This window comes from Enterocloster clostridioformis, assembly GCF_020297485.1.
Lineage (GTDB): Bacteria > Bacillota > Clostridia > Lachnospirales > Lachnospiraceae > Enterocloster > Enterocloster clostridioformis.
Window position 1 is genome coordinate 1,285,538 of the sequence record NZ_JAIWZC010000001.1, and the last position, 17,199, is coordinate 1,302,736.

At 49.3% G+C, this 17,199-nt stretch carries 14 protein-coding genes and 6 tRNA genes; 9 read left to right on the forward strand and 11 right to left on the reverse strand.

Annotated elements, in window-relative coordinates; genetic code table 11:
* Nucleotides 1–40: 40 nt before the first annotated feature.
* From LA360_RS06410 to LA360_RS06425, 4 genes are all read right to left on the reverse strand, one after another.
* Nucleotides 41–1,075: an ATP--guanido phosphotransferase gene (locus LA360_RS06410; RefSeq protein ID WP_112482310.1), complete on the reverse strand. Its 1,035-nt coding sequence runs from the start codon at nucleotides 1,073–1,075 to the stop codon at nucleotides 41–43.
* A complete protein-coding gene (locus tag LA360_RS06415) occupies nucleotides 1,068–1,685 on the reverse strand; it encodes a UvrB/UvrC motif-containing protein (RefSeq protein ID WP_065551438.1) in 618 nt (205 codons plus the stop codon). The genes LA360_RS06410 and LA360_RS06415 overlap by 8 nt, the downstream gene beginning before the upstream one ends.
* Nucleotides 1,686–1,806: 121 nt before the next feature.
* Nucleotides 1,807–2,220: a GntR family transcriptional regulator gene (locus LA360_RS06420; RefSeq protein WP_002583791.1), complete on the reverse strand. Its 414-nt coding sequence runs from the start codon at nucleotides 2,218–2,220 to the stop codon at nucleotides 1,807–1,809.
* A gap of 503 nt (nucleotides 2,221–2,723) precedes the next feature.
* Nucleotides 2,724–3,647 (reverse strand): IS701 family transposase, encoded by a 924-nt coding sequence (locus LA360_RS06425; RefSeq protein WP_225537354.1) that lies wholly within the window; start codon nucleotides 3,645–3,647, stop codon nucleotides 2,724–2,726.
* Nucleotides 3,648–3,954: 307 nt separating this feature from the next.
* On the opposite strand from LA360_RS06425, the gene LA360_RS06430 reads away from it, so the two are divergent.
* The 7 genes from LA360_RS06430 to LA360_RS06460 all read left to right on the forward strand — a co-directional run bounded on the left by LA360_RS06430 (nucleotide 3,955) and on the right by LA360_RS06460 (nucleotide 5,106).
* Nucleotides 3,955–4,037, forward strand: a tRNA-Tyr gene (locus tag LA360_RS06430).
* A gap of 4 nt (nucleotides 4,038–4,041) precedes the next feature.
* A tRNA-Ser gene (locus LA360_RS06435) sits at nucleotides 4,042–4,128 on the forward strand.
* Nucleotides 4,129–4,180: 52 nt separating this feature from the next.
* Nucleotides 4,181–4,267: transfer RNA gene (locus LA360_RS06440), tRNA-Ser, on the forward strand.
* Nucleotides 4,268–4,272: 5 nt separating this feature from the next.
* Nucleotides 4,273–4,360 (forward strand) — tRNA-Ser (locus LA360_RS06445).
* Between the two features lie 25 nt (nucleotides 4,361–4,385).
* Nucleotides 4,386–4,473 (forward strand) — tRNA-Tyr (locus tag LA360_RS06450).
* 7 nt (nucleotides 4,474–4,480) lie between these two features.
* Nucleotides 4,481–4,568: transfer RNA gene (locus LA360_RS06455), tRNA-Ser, on the forward strand.
* Between the two features lie 274 nt (nucleotides 4,569–4,842).
* Entirely contained in the window at nucleotides 4,843–5,106 is a 264-nt protein-coding gene (locus LA360_RS06460) for a hypothetical protein (protein WP_057572784.1), read from the forward strand.
* 260 nt (nucleotides 5,107–5,366) lie between these two features.
* Here the strand turns inward: LA360_RS06460 and tnpA are convergent, their stop codons facing one another.
* Nucleotides 5,367–5,837 (reverse strand): IS200/IS605 family transposase, encoded by a 471-nt coding sequence (gene tnpA / locus LA360_RS06465; protein WP_112483138.1) that lies wholly within the window; start codon nucleotides 5,835–5,837, stop codon nucleotides 5,367–5,369.
* A gap of 865 nt (nucleotides 5,838–6,702) precedes the next feature.
* On the opposite strand from tnpA, the gene LA360_RS06470 reads away from it, so the two are divergent.
* On the forward strand, nucleotides 6,703–7,206 hold the full coding sequence (locus tag LA360_RS06470) for a GNAT family N-acetyltransferase (RefSeq protein ID WP_022202094.1): 504 nt from the start codon (nucleotides 6,703–6,705) through the stop codon (nucleotides 7,204–7,206).
* Between the two features lie 13 nt (nucleotides 7,207–7,219).
* Here the strand turns inward: LA360_RS06470 and LA360_RS06475 are convergent, their stop codons facing one another.
* The 6 genes from LA360_RS06475 to mgtE form a co-directional block, all read right to left on the reverse strand.
* The gene (locus LA360_RS06475; protein ID WP_057572132.1) at nucleotides 7,220–7,678 is read right to left on the reverse strand and encodes a cyclic nucleotide-binding domain-containing protein; all 459 of its coding nucleotides are present in this window, start codon (nucleotides 7,676–7,678) and stop codon (nucleotides 7,220–7,222) included.
* Nucleotides 7,675–8,832 (reverse strand): molybdopterin-guanine dinucleotide biosynthesis protein B, encoded by a 1,158-nt coding sequence (gene mobB / locus LA360_RS06480; protein WP_022203237.1) that lies wholly within the window; start codon nucleotides 8,830–8,832, stop codon nucleotides 7,675–7,677. Before mobB ends, LA360_RS06475 begins: the two co-directional genes overlap by 4 nt.
* 15 nt (nucleotides 8,833–8,847) lie before the next feature.
* Nucleotides 8,848–10,725, reverse strand: a complete 1,878-nt coding sequence (locus LA360_RS06485; protein WP_022203238.1) for a sensor domain-containing diguanylate cyclase — start codon at nucleotides 10,723–10,725, stop codon at nucleotides 8,848–8,850.
* A gap of 231 nt (nucleotides 10,726–10,956) precedes the next feature.
* The gene (locus LA360_RS06490) at nucleotides 10,957–11,844 is read right to left on the reverse strand and encodes a fructose bisphosphate aldolase (RefSeq protein WP_022203239.1); all 888 of its coding nucleotides are present in this window, start codon (nucleotides 11,842–11,844) and stop codon (nucleotides 10,957–10,959) included.
* 329 nt (nucleotides 11,845–12,173) lie between these two features.
* Entirely contained in the window at nucleotides 12,174–13,454 is a 1,281-nt protein-coding gene (ltrA, locus tag LA360_RS06495) for a group II intron reverse transcriptase/maturase (protein WP_002578445.1), read from the reverse strand.
* Nucleotides 13,455–13,983: 529 nt separating this feature from the next.
* The gene (gene mgtE / locus LA360_RS06500; RefSeq protein WP_022203240.1) at nucleotides 13,984–15,333 is read right to left on the reverse strand and encodes a magnesium transporter; all 1,350 of its coding nucleotides are present in this window, start codon (nucleotides 15,331–15,333) and stop codon (nucleotides 13,984–13,986) included.
* A gap of 415 nt (nucleotides 15,334–15,748) precedes the next feature.
* On the opposite strand from mgtE, the gene LA360_RS06505 reads away from it, so the two are divergent.
* The gene (locus tag LA360_RS06505) at nucleotides 15,749–17,122 is read left to right on the forward strand and encodes a hypothetical protein (protein ID WP_022203241.1); all 1,374 of its coding nucleotides are present in this window, start codon (nucleotides 15,749–15,751) and stop codon (nucleotides 17,120–17,122) included.
* Nucleotides 17,123–17,199 lie beyond the last annotated feature (77 nt).

Sequence of the window (17,199 nt, forward strand, 5' to 3'; positions counted from 1 at the left end):
CCTTGCAAGTGTGTTAAACCTGGCTCTGCCCATGGCAGAGCTAGACTATCTCAGGCAGATTCTGCCTTATATAAGCTGCCCTCACAGCGTCCAGCTCATCCTTATCCAGAGGCCGTTTGGCCCAAAGATTTAAATTGGCAGGCTTAATTCCTATAATCAGGCTGTAAAGGGAGCATTCCTCATTAAATTTCATCAGGCCGTCCTCTTCCCCTGCCATGAGCTGGGAAATGAATATCCTGGCATCCTTCTCCGACATCTTCCTGGCGTACTTTAAGACGCCGTAGGACTTATATGCCTCATCCTCCCGCTCCAGACGCTGGGTGTTAAGAGTGGCGCTCCTGACCCGCATTTCCTGGTTGTTGAGCTGGGCCGCTGCCTTTGTAACCAATTCCACGATTTCCTTCTCGGACTGTCCCAGGGTCCTCTGGTTGGATACCTCATAAAGACTTCCATAGTTGTCGCTTCCCTCTCCGTACAGGCCGCGGATAGCGGTTCCGAACCGGCTCATATCCGCCACAATGCTCTGGAACTTGCGCACCTGGGATAAGGTTGGCAGATGAAGCACCACACAGGCCCGCAGTCCTGTTCCCACATTGGTGGGAAAGGAGGTGAGATATCCGTATTTTTCGTCAAAGGCATAGGAAAACCGTTCATTGACGTAATCGTCCAGAACATCCGCCTTCTGCCACAGCTCATCCAGTTTGAGTCCGGGCGACAGTATCTGCATGCGGATGTGATCATCCCCGCCCAGGACTATGCTGCCCGACTCATCGGCTGACAGCAGCAGTCCTGACGGCTCCTTCCTGTTGACGCAGGCCATGTTGAGGATTCTGCGCTCCCTGAGGGCCATCTTCTCCAGCTCCTGCATCTGGTCCAGCTGACTGTAGCTTAAATCCCGGCCTTCCTGGTCCTTAAGCCCTTTAAGGCCCTCCCCGAGACGTTCCACCATCTCGCCGCACTGCGTGGCGGTCATCCTGGAGGGAAACACATATTCATCCCAGTTCCTGGCCAGACGGATACGGCTGTATATCACATTAGAGTTTTTGCAGTCTATTTCCTCAAACCATTTACTCATGGATTCCAGCCTCCTTTTTCAGTTCTTTAATCTGGTCCCGGTAGCTGGCCGCCAGTTCATAATCCTCCTGGCGCACTGCTTCCTTTAGCTTGGCGTCTAACTCCTTAATCTGCTTTCTGGCCACAGCGGTCTGGGAATCCCGGGAACCGGCCTCTGTCAAACAGTCTGTGTTCCCCTGGGTTTCCTCCCCGGAGCCCCCGGCTGCCTCCGGGTGTTCCTTTTCAAATGTACTTCTGTATTTGGGATGTTTGCCCTTATGGCTCTCACTTCCCTGAAGTTGCTTCATCTTATCATTGATAAACAAATCAAATACGCCATAACAGTCAGCGCATCCGAACCGGCTGTTCTCCACAAAGTCGTCGAAGCTGGTTCCGCAGGTGGGGCAGACTACGCTTCCCCTCACATCGGTTTCCTCCTCGTCATCCTCCAGACCCAGAAGGCCGGAAAGAAGCTTTCCCAGGGGAAACTCCCCATCCAGGAGGGCGGAGTACTGGCCGAAATCCATCTCCTTCGCACAGTGAGAGCAAAGGTTATGTTCCGTTTTTATGCCGTTGATTATCTCAGTGTATTTGATCGTGGCTTCCCGGATTTTACATCTTTCACATAACATACGAATCCTCCATTAATATCCAAAACCGTACCCGCGCTTTCTGCACAGCACGGTCCTGGCCTTTTTTCAGAACATGCCTGAATATACGGGCGGACAACCGCCGCCCATGTTCCGGCAGTTTCTAACCTTCCCCGGTCTCCTGGCCGTCTTCCGTCCCCATACACCCGCGGGTGTATTTATCATAAATCTCATCCACCAGATGATGGATTTCATCCCGGCTGATATTCTTGCAGATACCCCAGGCCAGAACCACATCCAGGTCTCCCCGCATGTCGTCAATGGCCTGCATCTTATCCACGTCCAGGCTGACCACAGCGCCCTTGCGCCGGTCCAGCTTTACAAAACCTTCCTGGCGTAACACAGAATATGCCTTATTAACTGTATGCATGTTGATGCCGATATAATCAGCCATTTGACGGACAGAGGGCAGAGTATCCCCCTCCCGTATCATGTCCGTGGCAATCCCCATGATAATCTGGTTGCGCAGCTGTATATAGATTGCTTCATCACTGTTGAAATCAATCTTCAAGAACATAAAACCACCATCTTTCGTTTTGTGTAACAAGGAAAGTTATATTTGTTCTACAAGCAATATAACACTTGTTGATATTATCATAGCAAGGGAACCTGATTTCGTCAAGCGGAAATCTGTGACATTTCCCCCTCCCGCTGTGACATTTCCCCCTTTGACAAAGGGCCGATGCCAAAAAGCTAATGCGAAAAAGCCAATGCCAAAAGGCCGGCGTCAAACGCCAATACAAAGAGCCGGCGAAAAAAGAGCGCCGGGGCCCAACACTGGATTTTATGCTGGTTTCGATATTTCTCACGAAAGTGGCATAAAATACCTGCTGCCGGATTTGCTCACTAAGGGCAAACCGAAATTCCTGCACACTTTCTGTACGGTACTTTGAAAATGATTCTTCCTGATATGGCAGTATCTTCATGGCACAATACGAGATGTTGATCAGATTAACCAACATTTCGATTCCCTTCCGACTGCGTAACATATAGCTGCATAACGACCAGAACGTTTTCTGTTCATAATAACTCACCTCGATATTCCAGCGAAATGTGTAACAATAATGGGATGAACTGCATACGCTCACTCCCGGTCTGGTTTAGCGGCGCCTTTTCCTGCCATGCGCAGAATATCTGCATCTGCTCTGGAATAATCGTACTGAAAAACAGGCGTCTGGAGCCGCCGGTTTTCTCTATAGAAGTTACATAGGCGGGAACCTCCCTTTGCCCGAAGATATTGGTAAGGACCCGGCGTACACCCATGTAGTAATCCCCTATCTTTTCAGCAGAAAGAGTGAAGTCCTCTTTAATAGAAAGGCGTTCCCCATGCTTTGCGGGCCTGCCTCTTCTGCCGGTTGGCTGTGGGGTAAGGTCATAAATAACAGAGTCAGCCCTGGCATTACAGATCAAATCCAGATTTGGATATTCATCAACAATACAGGCGAGATTTTTCTTGGCGTACCAACTGTCACAAAGGATTATGACATTCTTCTGAGAAGCAAAAGAGGGCATGACCTGACGCACCATGGCTGCGGCAAGCTTCAGTTTCGATTCTTTTTTCTGCCACATGCGGTAACCGAGAGGGACAGCCAGATAAGCAATCCGGCGGTTGCTCCATATGGGGACACAAAGCATGAGACTGACAAAGCAATGGCCGTTCAGATAGTTGGAGCCATTGTGTGCTGCATGGTCAAAAAGTTTTGAAACATCTTCAAATTTCCTTCCAAATTTAGAAATCATGGTATCATCAATGCAGAAGAAGACCGGCTGTGACTTCAGGGAGTCAGGAATGAGTTTTAAAGCCAGGGATGCCGTTACATTCATGAATCTGGAATAGTCTGCTTTGGAGTAGGAACAGGCATAATAAAAAGCAGTCAGTGACCTTTGGGTGATGGCAGACAAAAAATGTCGGTAGAGGGAACGGATGGAATCCGCCGACTCCATGGCAAGTATGGATAAAGCCAGTAGGAATAAAGTCTCCGCGGCAGGGAAGAAAAGGTTTTAAAATAGATGGAAAAATATTGATGAAGTCTACCAATCAGGTTCTTTTCGTTGTATAATGAGTTTGTCGTACAGGGTCACTTTCCTTTGTATATTTTGTTGGCAAACTAATTATACACCAAAGTGTCCTGTACGATATTTTTTTATTAAAAAGTTATAAAGTCGTATTTTTTTTATTAACAATCAAAAAAAAGAAGAATCAGTGCAAATTTGCATATCCTCATCTGCTACAATACAGTCATAAGATGAAGGGCAGGTAGCCTAGCGGCGAAGGCAGCTGACTGTAAATCAGCCACGCAGGAAACATCGATGGTCCGAGTCCATCTCTGCCCATTCTGACAAGGTAGCCTAACGGTAAGGCAGCACGTTGGAAGCGTGCCGTTGCGGGTCTGTCGCATTCCCGGTTCGAATCCGGGTCTTGTCGCTTCGCTCTGTATTCGATCAGCGATTTAGTTTATCGAATTCGGGTAGACTAAGGAGATGTACTCAAGTGGTTGAAGAGTTCAGTTTCGAAAACTGACAGGTCTTAAATAGACGCCTGGGTTCGAATCCCAGCATCTCCGTATCTGGTGTGGTATGCAAGAGGCTATAAGCAGGCGGTCCTGAAAACCGTCATCCGGTCTTCCGGCTCGTGGGTTCGAATCCCACCCACACCGTGATCTCGAAAGAGAATCCAATCATGCGCAGGTATGTAAAAGGCTGAAGCGAGCGGTCTGTAAAACCGTGACCCACGTGGTAAACAATGCAGGTTCAAATCCAGCCCGGCGCACTTATATGCAGGCGTGGCAGAGAGGCTTAATGCGGCTCCCCGCTAAGGAGTTTGTCGGCTTTTCCGGCACGAAGGTTCGAATCCTTCCGTCTGCGCTTGACAGATATCCAGAAGTTGGATATACTGGCTTTAGAAAATATCAGCAGGAGGAAATGATCATGGCAGTCAGACGATTTGCACATCAGTCAAGTTATGGGCAGTCCGGTGTCAGTATGAGCTCGTATTCATTATACAGTTCATGCTATGGCAGCGGACTTTTTGGCGTAACTTCAAACCGGAACTGCCAGATGCCTGATTGAGACGATAAGGATGGAAACAAAAGAGGCCCTGGCGGGGTCTTTTTTTCGTGCTGAAAGAGAGGAAAATACTATGCAGCCGACGATGTTTCCACTTTTAATATTAAATATATTGGAGAACCATGCAACAAAAGAGAGACCACTTACGATAACCGAGATCACGGATTGGATCAATCGAGAGTTTGCACCATTCGCAGCTGAGAAAGAGCATTTGATTAATCGTACCACTGTGATGAGGATCCTTGATACAATGGAATTCTGGACAGATGGGAAGTTATTTAATTTTCGCGTGGTGTGTACGGAAAATGGAACGAAGCGTTTTTGTCTGGAAAAATGATCTATTATCATATTGGTCCGAGAAAACCATGACATTCTGGATTTTGTATTCAGGATGTCTTATTTTTTACCCAATCGCAAGGTTATATGAGGAAAATAAAAGATTTTTTGGTTCTGCGTTATTTTTGATGATTTATGAAAAATTTAATTTCCTTTTGTTCGAATAGAAGTGTCGGCAAAAATGAAAAAATGAGCTATCCGGTGAAAAACAACAAATGAACTACCCCGCAGCAAGCTGCGGGGTATCGAAGGTTGCAACCTCTACATATAATCCCATATGCTATACTGCTTTGTTTTCTCTACGTTTTTATAGATTGTTTTATAATTTTTTTCCTGTCCCTGTTCTTTCACATATCTACTTATGATTTGCTCATTCCCATGTTCACTCACCGTTGCTACGTAATAGCCATCTGTCCAGAATTCTCCTCCCCACAATTTTTTCTTCACTTGTGGACATTTCGCGAACACCTCCCGGGCTATGATGCTCTTCACTATTTGGATGATTTTTTTTGGACTATATGTAGGCACTGACTGGATAAGAAAATGTATATGGTCTTTATCTGTACCTACTTCCAAAAATCTTATTTCATACCTTTCCTGAATTCCCTCACACGTTTCTTTGATTACCCTATCTACATCTTCATCTATTACTACTCTTCTATATTTTGCTGGACATACGAAATGATACATGAGTACTGATACATTGTGTGACTTGCGTATTGTTTCACTCATCACACAATTTCTCCTTTCCTTTTTCCTCTAGTATATCACTTCCTCCATGTCTTGAAAAAGTTTGTTACGCAGCAAGCTGCGGGGAATTAAACCCTCTTTTTGATTAAACTGAGACAGTTTATGTCCGCAGCTGTTCGTTATGTGAATTCCCTCTTTTAATCCTCTCATTTATCCGTAGGTAACTATTCAAATGGTACGGTGGACGCTTCATAACAAAGGCAGAAAATAAAGAGTGTTTTCTTATTTCGCACTTATTATGTCTGGATAAAATCCGCCCGGATATGGAGTCGGGACATACTGTTCAGGCGTATGCAGCTGCTTTTTCTGTTTGTAAGATTCGTTTACTTTTTTGTTTTTCCAGGTAATCCGCAAGCGCCTCCATTTAAAGTTCCGCAGCCGCATCAGAAGCCTCAGGAACCAGTAACGGCAAATTGAGCACCAATTTATTTAAGCTGTTCTGTATTGGTTTCAATCTCAAAACTTTTTAATATGACACGTAAAAGACTGAATTGTTTATCTCTGAACACCTTATAACTTTCCCCGGATAAACGTTTGAAGATCAGGGGTCGCTCTTCCATCGTCAAAACCGCGAGCCCATATTTTTCACCATAACATGGAGAAACATTTTCACCTTATCCCTCCATCTCAGGACCGAATCGTTCATCAGTTTCCGGGCATATTCTATGAGTTTGAGCTGCTGCGGATAAAGGGCCTCCACAATCAGCTCCTCCTTGTTCGGAAAAAAGGAGTAAAAGAAAGTGCTTCTGCATTTGACAGATACGTCCCCAACTATTAGAATTATGTATATAAGTCATGGGCTTCATATAACAGATACGGCAATTCCATTACAGGAGGCAGAACGACTATGAAAATTCATCTAAAAAAACTGTGCCCCAGCGACGGTGATGACATATATGAAATGTTACAGGAATTTCCTGAAAATGAAAATGGATTCATCACCCCTGCCCTCACGTCAATTGATGCGTATAAGTCCTGGTTGGCTGACAATGCTGCATCCGGCAATCAAACAGGTCTCGTTGACGGATGGAAGGTTCCGCAGACCATTTACTGGCTGTTCATAGACGGCAAACCAGTTGGATATGGAAAAATACGTCATATTTTGACCGATAAACTCCTTGCTGACGGGGGAACAATAGGCTATTCCATACGTCCTGGTCAAAGGAATAAAGGATTTGGTAAGATACTTCTCTCGGAGTTAATAAAAGAATGTTCTGACATGGGCATTGAAAAAGCACTGCTGACCATTCACAAAAACAATACGGCATCCATTAAGACAGCCTTAGATAATCATGGAGTAATCGAAAAATCAAGTGATACCCTGCACTATATTTGGATTAAATGTTGTTAAGAATATTCTCCAATTACCGCAAGGCCTGCTTTGGGCGGAGAAGAATCGAAGAGTTCATTTCAATCAGAGTTCCGTCCCCTGAACATACCCCGTAATCTTTGCCCAGTTTAAAAAGCTTTGCCGCCAGGCGCTTCTCACCGCTGGGGGCATTGGTGGTATTCTTAAGCTGGCGGTACAGCCGGCGGATTTTAAGAGCCATGGCCCCCATGACTTCCCTGGCCAGCCTGCCGTCCTTATCCATAACCTGAATAAACCGGTCTGCCGGCAGCACCATTACCAGGGAATTGATCTTATACAGGGACGCCACGCCCTCCACCAGAAAATACAGGCATGTACTCTCCTCCCTGTCATAAAACACGTGCGCTCCCTTGCCATACCTGCGTATATAGGCAAAACCCGCGATTTCATCCCGGCTGCCTGCACTGGCCGCGCTGAAAAAGTCTGCCTTCTCCAAAGCTTCCTTTGCTGTCATAGCTCATCCCTTTCGTCTCCCCGGCTGTACCTGTCCATGTGCTCAATCACAATTTCCAGGATGCGGTCCTTCTGATCCGCTGTGAGCACGGGACATTTCCCATTCCGGCGGCTTTCCCCGGCCGGACCGGCATTTTCGCTCCAGCCGTTCTCCCCGCTCCATATATAAGCCAGCACTGTTTCCGGCCTGCACACCGGGACATTGGAGACTTCCTTTCTCAACACCTCCAGCTTTGGAACATCCGAATATTTCTGCCCTTCCAGGAAAATAATGTCTGCCTCCGGGAAGAAACCGAAGAAATCCTCTGCCTCCATGGAAGGCTGCTCCTTTGTCATGGAAAATTTGGTGCCGGAGTACACCACCGTGCCGTATGCCCCCGCATCCTTTATCCTCCGGCTGTCGGTTCCCGGAACATCCGCCTCAAACTCATGGCCGTCATGTTTGATTACCGCGGACCGGATTCCCACTCTGGCCAGTTCCCTGACCAGCATCTCTAAAAGGGCTGTCTTACCGGTATCCTTCCTGCCGCTTACGGCCATCACAGGCGTGCGAAGCTCTCCCAGGCTCCTGTACGCGGAGGGAGAATTCACATTGGCAAACCATATATCCGGTATGTGGGCCTCTGACGTATCCACCACAATACAGCGGACAGCGTCCAGGAACTTCATCAGCCGGTAATTTCCCCCACGGATCGTGTCTCCCAGAGCCTCCATACAGGTGGCCGCGTAAAAGCCGCACATGGGCTGTATACGGCCGTCCCTGGTCCTCCACAGCACCGCGTCCGCCCCCGGTTCCCAACGCTCCATCAGAATTACCGCCATCTCTTTCCTGAATAAAGGCATATCACATGAGACAAAGAACAGCCCCTCAAGTCCTGTGCTCTGAAAGCAGGACCATATGCCGCCCATGGGGCCAATCCACTGTCCCTTGGCCCCCTTTACGGCATCCTCAATCACTTCCAGTCCGCCTTCCCTGTCCCCCCTGCCCCCATAGCAGACCCGCGACAGGTAACATGGGATTTCCAGGGCCTGAAGCTGCTTCTGGATATGCCCGCGGAAAGACTCTCCCTTAAAGTCCAGTCCTCCTTTGTCGATACCGCCCATACGGCGTCCCTGTCCTCCCGACAAAATCACACTTCCCCACCCATGCCTCATGTCATGCTCCTCCTGTCATGATATTGTCCTGTCATGGTTTTCTTCTCCTGCCTCCCCGCTCTCATTCCGGTTTTTGGACTGCTCCTTGGCCTGATACATGGCCTCGTCCGCAGCCTTATACAGAGTCCCGTAATCCATCCCGTCCTCCGGGCACAGGGCGGCGCCTATGCTGGCCTTGATTCCCCTAATGCCCCAGGTAGATATCCTGACTGTCCTGAGACTTTCCTGTATTTCCCCTATCTTCCGTTTTCCTGTCTGCCTGTCAAATACCCCTGGCAGGAACATGACAAATTCATCCCCGCCAATGCGGGCCACTATATCATTTTCCCTGCAGTTTCCTTTTAAGACCCTTCCCAGCTCAGTGAGTATGGCGTCCCCCGCCGCATGGCCCATGGTGTCGTTGATGCTTTTAAAATCATTTAAATCCAGCATCAGAAACAGTCCCTGTCCTTTTTCCTTAACCATCCGGTCAATCAGCCTTTCACCTGCTTTGTTGTAGATTCCAGTAAGCACGTCCCGCATGGCCTGTTCCCGAAGCTCCTGCTCCCTGCTTCTCTGCCGTGAAATGTCCGCCAGCTTTCCCACCACCTTGACAACGGTTCCCGTATCAGAAGTAATGGTCTTATAATGGCAGCCAAACCAGTGATACTCACCGGAAATACTCTTAAGCCTCAGCTCCGCATACTGGATATTGTCCTCCCAGCTGCCGGTCCTGCTTCTTAACATATCCTCCATAACCTTCCTGTCCTCCTGGAGGAACAGGTCTGTCCTGATCTTTTTTCCCATGACATGGCTGATTCTCAGCTCATCCAGCATCAGTATGCGCCTGGCATTGTTGGTAAATTCCAGTATATCCTTTCTCCTGTCGTATTCAAAGAGGGCCGTGTCAGAAAATTCCGCCAGTAGACCGTACTTCTTAGTCTCAAAATCAAGGCTTCTCCGGTAATGTAGAAACAAGACTACGATTCCGCCGCCCAGGACAGCCGTAAGGCCAATCAGAAACAGGCTGGCATAGATAAGCTCCTTTAAAATATTTTCATAATGAATGGCCACATCCGGCGAGCGTACAAAATTCACGATATACCATTCATTATACCCCAGGTAATCCCAGGAAAAATAATAGGAATCCCCCTTCCCCTCAAACATAAAGCTGTCTGACCCGTCCCCGTAGAAGCATTCTTCCATCTGCCTCACTACCTCATCCGTAATGCCGGATGTCTTTACGGAGACAAACAGGTTCCCGGTGGATATATCGCCCCGGTTGTGGTTCTCACTGGCAAGGATGGTCCCGTCACGTCTCACAATGAGGGTGCTGCTGCGCGTAAACGCACTGGCTTCAGGCACCTGTTCCGTGATGGTCAGGGGCTCCAGTCTGGTCTGCAGCACTCCAATCACTTTCCCATTCTTCCAGACCGGTTCCGCAACCGTGAACACAGACTGGTTTCCCGCCTTCTTCCAGTCCCATATATCGGACACCACGCCTGTTCCCTGCTCAATCTTACGGAACAGGGTCCAGTCACGTTCCGCCGCCTGCTGGTTCCTCAGTCTTCTCTCCAGCTCTTTCAGGGACAGGTATTCTATCATATAGTCCCTGTTCTGCAAATTAAGCTGGTCCAGATACTCGTTCAGGGAATCCTCCGTATATTCCGGGACAATCTGTTCAACCAGTCCTGAAATCCCTTTCAGTGTATTCCAGGCATCCGTGATGGAGCTGTTCAGATAACGTTTCTGGGCCTGGGTATAAGAGGTCAGGTTAGCCGCCACCATGTTTCCGAATTCCCCTGCCAGCTTCCCCCGCTGATTGTAAAAAACACCGCTGGCCGTCAGTGCGAGCACAAAGCAGAACGTTAAAAAGGCCGCGGCATGCCATGTTCCAATTAACTTTCGTTTCATAGCTTCCTCTTGTCATAACTCAAAGCTTCTGCACCCTTTTATCAGGATACACGTTCATCACATCTTTTTATATGATATCATTTATAACAGTCCTTGTAAACATAAGGCAGGCCGCCAAATCAGTCCAGTGACCTGCTATCTGTTGCCAGCCCGCAAAAACGGCTCCGCAGTAATAGCGGAGCCTCCCTGTCTCAGATTATGTGTGCTGTTCCCAGGTTAGGATGATTATTCTCAGGTTATGGATGCCTCATAAATCTCCTTAATGGACCGGGCCAGCATACGGTCAAACTCACCCTGGGTCTGATTTGCGTTAAGGCCTTCGGACAATGCCCTGGAAAAGCTGGCAATCAGTCCCGGACTGCGGCTTAAACGCTCATTGGCCTCCTGGCGGGAATATCCGCCTGACAGCGCCACCACGCGCACCACATGGGAATCTTTCATGAGGTCGCTGTAGAATCCATGCTTATCCGGAATGGACAGTTTAAACATCAGCTTGGTATCCTCCGGAAGCTCTGCCAGATGTTTCTTGGTTTCATCCTTCATGATTTGCTCAGACTCAGCCTTATCCGGGCTGTAAATATCAATCTCCGGCTCCAGTATGGGAACCAGTCCCGAAGCGGCAATGCGAAGCCCGATTTCAAACTGCTGGTCCACAATCTTTTTGATTCCCGCAGGATTTGCCTGCTTAATCACGGAACGCATCTTGGTGCCGAAAATATGGCGCTCCACCGCACGCCCAAGGAGTTCGTCCAGTCCCGGAATGGGCTTCATCAGCCTGACTCCGTCCGTTTCCTCCGCCAGGCCCTTATCCACCTTCAGAATGGGAATAATTCCCTTCTCCTCCCACAGGTAATCCGCAGTCAGCTTATCCCCTATCTTCCGCTCCATGGTATTCTCAAAAAGGATGGCTGCCAGGATATGGTCTGAGGTAAAGGAGGGACTGGTTATAATCCTGGTGCGCATCTCATGGACCAGATTAAACATCTCCTCGTCATTGCTGTACTGGTCCTCTCCGATTCCGTAATTCTTGAGCGCCTTTGGCGTACTGCCGCCGCTCTGGTCTAACGCCGCGATAAACCCTTTTTTCCCGCTCATGATTTTTAACTGTTCCTGGTTCATATAACTACCTCTCTTTCTTGATGGAATATATGGTAAAGACCGGAAGCATCTAAAGGAAACAGGACGCCTCCATACTATAAGTTCTTCTGAAGCCGGACGCGGGGCAGATATCAAAGACTTGAAACATGTTTTAAACTTACTTCTATTATAGTAAAATCTGTTCCCCATTGTCAATAGAGGGTTCCGGGGATTTACGAATTGTGGGGCCAAAATCAGCGGGAATCAAAGGGCCGGAATCAACCAAATCGAGTAGGAGGAAGGCGATTATTTCGCCTTCCGACCTCTCACACCACCGTACGTACCGTTCGGTATACGGCGGTTCAATCAACTTAACATGTAACAGCCTTTTCGGCGTAGTAGTCTTCCATGGATACAAGACCAAACTTAGCTAGTCTCTCTTTACTGATACAAATGTGGAGATTCCAGCTTCTGCACACTCTGGCATATCCTTTGGCATATGAAATGCCATGTGCCGCATTTGGCGGCAGACCAAGTTTGATAAGATTCTTTTCCCTGTTCTTTGGCGTTTTCCAGTGTTTCCATATGCACATGCGCAGTCGATACCGAATCTGTCCGTCCATTTTTGCGCACAGCCTTTTCATGCTTCCGATTTTGAAATAATTTATCCACCCTCGGATAAGCCGGTTGAGTTTCCCAATTTTATAACCATTGCCCACTCCCCAGCTCCTGCTTGTATATTTCTTCATCTGCGCCTTGAACTTTGCTGCCGCTTTCGGGTGTGGTCTGGCTTTGTACCCTTTGGCAAATGAGTCATAGTAAAATCCAAACCCCAGATACTTAATGCCCTTTGGTTTATCAACCCTGCTCTTTTCCGCGTTCACTTTCAGTCCAAGCTTTTCCTCTATAAACCGAGCCACGCTCTTCATTACCCGCTCTGCCGCCTGTCTGCTCCCGACCATTATAATAAGGTCATCTGCATACCGGACGAAATCCAGCCTCCTTGCTTCCAGTTCTTTGTCCAGCTCATTTAACATGATATTTGCTAACAGCGGCGAGATATTTCCACCCTGCGGTGTGCCGACTACCGTATCTTCATACTCATCATCAATCATTACGCCGCTGACCAGAATCTTTCTTACCACCGATATGACATCTCCGTCCTTTATTGTCCGTCCGAAAATCGTCATCAGCTTGTCATGGTCTACTGTGTCAAAGAATTTCGCTAGGTCGATATCCACTATCCAGTTGTGTCCGTCATTCATCATTTCCAATGCTTTAAGGACTGCCTGCTGTGCACACCGCTTGGGTCTGAATCCATAGCTGTGGTCGTGAAACTGCTCCTCAAATATCGGGGTAAGCACCTGTGCCACCGCCTGCTGTACAAAGCGGTCTACTGCTGTTGGCACTCCAAGATTTCTTGTACCACCATCGGGTTTGGGTATCTCCACCCTGCGGACTGGCTTCGGCTTATACTTCCTCGTCCGCAACTGTTCCTTAATGTTTTCGCCGTTTTCCGAAAGATATGCGCCAAGTTCTTCAACGGTCATCCCGTCCACGCCTGCCGCTCCTTTATTCCTTACGACTTGCAGATACGCCGCATTTAGATTATCCCTGCTTAATATCTGCTCCATGAGACTGCTTGTGTCCATGCGTTGTTTCCTTTCTGCCCCTTTTGCCTTTGCCGCCTTTGAAGTCATCGACAGGCGTATGCTCCGGCTACGAAGTGGAACGTACTTCAACTGATTGATTGTTCAGCCCTTCGCTCCGTCCCCATTACAGGAACTTCCTCACTACTATGGCTTCTGCTGACTTCTCACAATTCGTTGTTACTACGGCTAATGAGACCGCCTGTGAGACCTCCCCAGTTAAGGTGCGTGTTCTTTTCCTCCATGTACCTGCCGCATTTACTCGTACTTCCGGCAACCTTTTGGACTTCAGTGCCTTTTGCCACCTTATCCGTATTTCCGAGCCTTATATGCGGTTCCTGTCCGTCAGGTCAGAGGTTTGCTTACAGCTTCTTTCAGATTCCGTCTCACGGCGGACACCCTTGCTGTTCGGCTATGTGCTTCGTTGTTGCCTACGCGCACTTGGGACTTTCACCCATTAGAAAACGCCCATGCTGGGCAAACAAAAGGCCGGAATCCTGTATATAAGCAAGATTCCGGCCCTGGACATTCCCTAAATTTTAAGCAGGCTGCAGGCCAGCTGAAAATAAATAATCAAGCTCACCGCATCCACGATGGTGGTGATAAGCGGCGCAGCCATGATGGCAGGGTCCAGATGGAGGACCTGCGCCACGATGGGCAGGACGCAGCCAATGGTCTTGGCCAGCATGACAGTGGCCAGAAGGCTCAGTACCACTGTAAGGCAGAGCATTTCCTGGCCCGGAAAACGGACTACCAGCTGTACATAATTGACCAGTCCCAGCAGGACGCCCACAATGACGCCTACCCGCAGTTCCTTCCAGAGAACCCGCAGGATATCCCTGGCTTCAATCTCTCCCACTGCCATGCCTCGGATAATCATGGTACTGCTCTGGCTGCCCGCGTTGCCGCCGGTGTCGGTCAGCATGGGAATGAAGGTCACAAGCAGCGGTATCACCGCAAAGGCCGCCTCGTACTTTGCCAGGATGCTGCCTGTAATCATGCTGCTGACCATGAGAATCAGAAGCCAGGCCAGACGGTTCTTTGCCAAAGCAAACACGCCTGTCTTAAGATAGGGCTTCTCGCTGGGAAGCATGGCCGCCATCTTTTCAAAGTCCTCTGTGGCCTCCTGCTCCATAACATCCACCACATCGTCCACGGTGACAATGCCCACCAGACGGTTCTCGTGGTCCACCACCGGAAGGCTCAGGAGGTCGTACTTGCGGAAGCTCTCCGCCACCTCCTCCTGGTCGTCTGTGGTCACGGCCTTGATCACATGGGTATCCATGATGTTGCCGATAACTTCCTCATAGGGATGCATCAGCAGATCCTTGACCGTCACCACACCCTCCAGGGTCCTTTTTGCGTCCATGACATAACAGGTGTAAATCGTCTCCTTATCCACGCCGTGCCTGCGGATATAGGCAAATGCCTCATCCACGGTCATGCGCTTCTTAAGGCCCACATACTCTGCTGTCATAATGCTTCCGGCGCTGCCTTCCGGGTACTTTAAAAACTGGTTAATCAGCTTCCTGGTGTCCGGCGTGGAGTTCTTAAGCACACGCTTGACCACATTGGCCGGCAGCTCCTCCAGCATATCCACGGCATCGTCCACAAACAGGTCGTTGACAATGGCGCTGAGCTCGTAATCCGTGATGCTGTTGATGATATGCTCCTGCTTCTCCACAGGCAGGCACGCAAACACATCGCTTGCCAGCTCCTTTGGAAGCATGCGGTAGACCACTACGGTCTTCTCGGAATCCAGTTCCTCGATGAACGCGGCAATATCCACCTCGTTCATCTCAATCAGCTTTTCCTTCAGTAACCTGAGCTGCATTGTATCTAACAGCTCCATCAGCTCTTTTAAATCAAAATTCTCCTGCATCTTATTCCTTCCATGAATGGTGACATCATGAAAGCAGTACGCAAAATGCCGCAGTCCTGCCCTGGATGACCGGGCTGCAGCAACAAAACAGCCATAATTACAGACTCCTCCTGTAATACATGGCTATCATCATAAACGTATATGAATCCTATCATCAACGGCAGTGAAAGCAAAGCGGGATCAAAGCCGCCGGCCCAGCTCCCACTACCATACGCTTATGATAATTGTCTGCTTCCAACTTATGACTTCGACCTTCCACTCCGGTTCACTTCCTTTCATTTTAAAATTTAATCCTTATCTAGCATACCAGCACCCGGCCATAAAATCAACCCCTAATTTCCTGATTTCCTTTTCACGCGGGAAAGCATTTCCCCATATCATAGATTATATTCCATAAATACAGGAGTGACTTATTATGATAGAATCCGCAGTAGTGCTGACTCCTCTCCACTACGCTTATCTCATAGGCGTCATCGTTATCCTGGCAGTGATGGTCCTCAAAAAGGATACGCCTGCCGTCTGCATCGCCTTCCTGTTCATCCTGGGCCTCATCGGCCTTAAATCCGTCACCGGCGGCATCATAACCGTGTTTTCCGCTGTTCTATATGCAGGCAGGGAATTCATGGAGGTGCTGGCCACCATTGCCCTGGTTACCTCCCTGTCCAAATGCCTGAAGGATCTGGGAAGCGACTATCTGATGATGGTTCCCATGGCCGGCATTATGAAAACCCCTTCCCTGACCTGGTGGATTCTTGGACTCACCATGTTTCTGTTTTCCCTGTTCCTGTGGCCCAGCCCCTCGGTCGCGCTGGTAGGAGCCATCATGCTTCCCTTTGCAGTGAAGGCAGGTCTGAATCCATTAGCCGCGGCCATGGCCATGAACCTGTTCGGACACGGCTTTGCCCTGAGCTACGATGTGGTGATTCAGGGCGCTCCCGCCATCTCAGCCGGCGCAGCCGGCCTTGACACCTCCTCCATCCTCCGGCAGGCATGGCCTTTGTTCTGGGCGATGGGCATTGTCACTGTCCTCAGCGCATATGTGTTAAACAGAGGCCAGCTGGATGCCAGGGGACCCAGGCTCTCCATACAGGCCGAACCTTCCGGGCCGCGGGGACCCAGGAAGACCGCCCTGTTCCTGGCTGTCATTACTCCCCTTGCCTTTGCCGGGGATATTATCCTTATGCTTCTGTACGGCCTGAAGGGCGGGGATGCCACCAGTATGGTCTCCGGCACCGCTCTCCTTCTCACCTGCCTGGGCGCTCTGCTGGGCTTTGGGAAACAGTCCCTGGAAAAAGTCACCGGCTATGTCACCGAAGGTTTTCTCTTTGCCATCCGCATCTTTGCTCCGGTTATTATAATCGGTGCCTTTTTCTTTTTAGGCGGAGAAGGAATCACCTCCATCATGGGGGAGGGGGTCACCCGCGGCATCATGAATGACTGGGCCCTGTGGCTGGCACAGAACGCCCCCCTCACCCAATATATGGCGGCCTTTATACAGATGGTGGTGGGCGGACTGACGGGTCTGGACGGTTCCGGCTTTTCCGGTCTTCCCCTTACCGGCGCCCTGGCCAGGACCTTAGGGACCGCCACCGAATCATCTGTACCGGTCATGGCGGCCCTGGGCCAGATTACGGCTATCTTCGTTGGAGGCGGCACCATTGTGCCATGGGGACTCATCCCGGTTGCCGCCATCTGCAATGTAAGCCCTCTGGAACTGGCCAGAAGGAACCTGATACCGGTCTGCATTGGCTTTGCCTGCACCTTTGCCCTGGCATGTTTCATGCTCTGACGGCCGGATTCCCGGGGAACGCAGTATACAGGCGGATTGTCTCCGCCGGACATTACCCATTTTACAGCCAAACACCT

What these genes read in the sequence shown, in the direction of transcription:
- LA360_RS06420 (WP_002583791.1), bottom strand. Translation starts at nt 2,220, where the DNA reads ATGTTCTTGAAGATTGATTTCAACAGTGATGAAGCAATCTATATACAG.
- LA360_RS06485 (WP_022203238.1), bottom strand. Translation starts at nt 10,725, where the DNA reads ATGAAACGAAAGTTAATTGGAACATGGCATGCCGCGGCCTTTTTAACG.
- LA360_RS06475 (WP_057572132.1), bottom strand. Translation starts at nt 7,678, where the DNA reads ATGACAGCAAAGGAAGCTTTGGAGAAGGCAGACTTTTTCAGCGCGGCC.
- LA360_RS06490 (WP_022203239.1), bottom strand. Translation starts at nt 11,844, where the DNA reads ATGAACCAGGAACAGTTAAAAATCATGAGCGGGAAAAAAGGGTTTATC.
- ltrA (WP_002578445.1), bottom strand. Translation starts at nt 13,454, where the DNA reads ATGGACACAAGCAGTCTCATGGAGCAGATATTAAGCAGGGATAATCTA.
- mobB (WP_022203237.1), bottom strand. Translation starts at nt 8,832, where the DNA reads ATGAGGCATGGGTGGGGAAGTGTGATTTTGTCGGGAGGACAGGGACGC.
- LA360_RS06410 (WP_112482310.1), bottom strand. Translation starts at nt 1,075, where the DNA reads ATGAGTAAATGGTTTGAGGAAATAGACTGCAAAAACTCTAATGTGATA.
- LA360_RS06415 (WP_065551438.1), bottom strand. Translation starts at nt 1,685, where the DNA reads ATGTTATGTGAAAGATGTAAAATCCGGGAAGCCACGATCAAATACACT.
- LA360_RS06425 (WP_225537354.1), bottom strand. Translation starts at nt 3,647, where the DNA reads ATGGAGTCGGCGGATTCCATCCGTTCCCTCTACCGACATTTTTTGTCT.
- LA360_RS06460 (WP_057572784.1), top strand. Translation starts at nt 4,843, where the DNA reads ATGCAGCCGACGATGTTTCCACTTTTAATATTAAATATATTGGAGAAC.
- LA360_RS06505 (WP_022203241.1), top strand. Translation starts at nt 15,749, where the DNA reads ATGATAGAATCCGCAGTAGTGCTGACTCCTCTCCACTACGCTTATCTC.
- tnpA (WP_112483138.1), bottom strand. Translation starts at nt 5,837, where the DNA reads ATGAGTGAAACAATACGCAAGTCACACAATGTATCAGTACTCATGTAT.
- mgtE (WP_022203240.1), bottom strand. Translation starts at nt 15,333, where the DNA reads ATGCAGGAGAATTTTGATTTAAAAGAGCTGATGGAGCTGTTAGATACA.
- LA360_RS06470 (WP_022202094.1), top strand. Translation starts at nt 6,703, where the DNA reads ATGAAAATTCATCTAAAAAAACTGTGCCCCAGCGACGGTGATGACATA.